This is a genomic window from Nocardiopsis sp. SBT366, assembly GCF_001083815.1.
Classification (GTDB): Bacteria; Actinomycetota; Actinomycetes; order Streptosporangiales; family Streptosporangiaceae; genus Nocardiopsis; species Nocardiopsis prasina.
The window spans coordinates 1-1,766 of the sequence record NZ_LAVM01000168.1 but is presented as its reverse complement, the minus strand read 5'-3'; the positions used below and the strand labels follow the sequence as shown (position 1 = coordinate 1,766).

Here is a 1,766-nt window from a genome sequence, read left to right as displayed (position 1 = left end):
ATGCGCCACCGCCGACCCGGCCACCTCCCAGACCGTGACCTGGCGCGCCGACCACGGCCCCGACGCCGTCCTGGAGATCCACCCCACCACCGACCCCGACCAGGTCACCCACGTCCCAGGGCACATCAGCGGCCACGCGGGCGGCACCCACTACGCCGCCACCGCCACCGGCCTGACCCCCGACACCACCTACCGCTACCGGGTGGGCGACGGCGACCGCACCGTCGGCGACTGGCACACCTTCACCACCGCTTCCCAGGACGCCGACCCCTTCAGCTTCCTGTACTTCGGCGACATCCAGAACGACATCACCTCGGGCGCCGCCCCGGTGGTACGCGCCGCCCTGGCCGCCGCACCCGACGCCGAACTCGCCGTGCACGCCGGAGACCTGATCGACCACGCCAACAGCGACTCCCAGTGGGGAGAGTGGTACGACGCCTTCGGCACCCCGACCACCGGCGGCATCAACCACGTGACCGCCCCCGGCAACCACGAGTACTCCGGCACCAACCTCAGCGACCACTGGACCCCGCAGTTCCCCGGCGCGGGCAACGGCCCCACCCAGGGCGCCGACCTGAACGAGACCGTCTACCACACCGACTACCAGGGCGTCCGGTTCGTGGTCCTGAACTCCAACTACCGCAACACCACCCCGCTGCGTCCCGGCGCGTGGCTGGACACCCAGCAGGAATGGCTCGACCAGGTCCTGGACGACAACCCCCACCCGTGGACCGTGGTCACCTTCCACCACCCGGTCTTCTCCAACAGCCCCGGCCGCGACAACGCGCCCCTGCGCGAGTCCTGGCTCCCGACCTTGGAGAAGCACGACGTGGACCTGGTCCTCCAGGGCCACGACCACTCCTACAGCCGCGGCAACCTGACCGCGAACCGCACCGAGGACCCCCACACCCACACCGGCCCGGTGTACGCGGTCACGGTCACCGGACCCAAGATGTACGACGCCCGGGACGACAACTGGACCGCGAACGGCGCCGAGGCCCGCGTCCAGCTCACCGACACCCAGACCTTCCAGACCGTGGAAGTGGACGGCCCCACCCTGGAGTACGTCGCGCGCACCGCCGACGGCCGAGTCGTGGACTCCTTCACCATCGCCAAGGACGACCAGGGCAAACGCGTGACCACCACGTCCTGACCGGACCCTGCCCCTGGGGGGCGCCCGAAGCCGCGTGCGGGCGGCTCGGGCGCCCCCGCCCCGTTCCCGGGGGCCTAGTGGACCCGCTCCAGAGCCGACTGGGCCTCGGCCATGACCAGGTCGGCGTTGATCGCCGCCCCCGCCCGGTTACCCGCCGCGGCCGACCCGATCACCTGCTCACTCAGCGAGGTGACGTTGCCCGCCGCCCACACCCCGGGCACCGAGGTCGCACCCATCGCGTCCACCTCCACGTGGGTGCCCATGACGTGCTCACCCATCCGCTGCTCGCTCACCGCCACCCCCAGATCGCTCAGCAGCCCCGAACGCGCACGCATGAACGTGGGCACGACCACCGCACGCACCGAAACCACAGTGCCGTCGCGCGTGCGCACCCCGCTCACCCCCCGCTCGTCGGACTCCACCGCCCGGACCGGGGTGTCGACCACGGTGACCCCGCGTGCCAGCAGCTTCTCCCGCCCCTGCGGGCCCATGTCCCGGTCGGGGTCGGCGAACACCGTCACCCGATCGGTCCACTGCCGCCACAGCAGTCCGGCGTGCACCGCCACCGGGCCGTCGGCCACCACCGCCACCGGCTCATCACGCACCTCCCACC

Annotated in this window: 2 protein-coding genes; one reads left to right on the top strand and one right to left on the bottom strand. The window is 72.0% G+C overall.

Features of this window, described 5'->3' with window-relative positions; all coding sequences use genetic code 11:
- A partial coding sequence (locus tag ADX84_RS25060; protein WP_049579964.1) for a metallophosphoesterase family protein occupies positions 1 to 1,153 on the top strand: 1,153 nt, incomplete at its 5' end.
- A gap of 74 nt (positions 1,154 to 1,227) precedes the next feature.
- Here the strand turns inward: ADX84_RS25060 and ADX84_RS25055 are convergent.
- A partial coding sequence (locus ADX84_RS25055) for an FAD-dependent oxidoreductase (protein WP_049579962.1) occupies positions 1,228 to 1,766 on the bottom strand: 539 nt, incomplete at its 5' end.